The organism is Streptomyces sp. ADMS (assembly GCF_033441795.1).
In the GTDB taxonomy this organism is placed as follows: Bacteria; Actinomycetota; Actinomycetes; order Streptomycetales; family Streptomycetaceae; genus Streptomyces.
Window position 1 is genome coordinate 1 of the sequence record NZ_JAVFVX010000523.1, and the last position, 312, is coordinate 312.

Consider the following 312-nt stretch of genomic DNA (forward strand, 5'->3'; position numbering starts at 1 on the left):
TCGCCATCGTCGACTTCCTGCGGCAGGCCCTGCGGCAGTCGAAGTCGACCCGCAGACACAGCGTTCGGATTGGCCTGCGGCTGGCAGCCGCCGGCTGCGTGTTCGCGCTGGTCTACGCCGCGTACAAGGTCACGGTCCTCGTCTCCCTCGGCCTGGGCCTTCAACTCGTACCCGACCACGCGCAGTGCTCCTCGCTGGTCTCCACGCCGTGCGTCTTCAGCGTGACCTCCCCGGCGATCGCGGTCCTGCTGATCTGCCTCGGCCTCACGCTGCCCGCCGTGGTCTATCCGATCAGTCAGGCCCGCCGCCACC

1 pseudogene is annotated in these 312 nt (G+C 69.2%); it reads left to right on the forward strand.

The window, feature by feature from the left end:
• Positions 1-312: pseudogene (locus RB628_RS43005) on the forward strand (hypothetical protein); the annotation flags it as partial.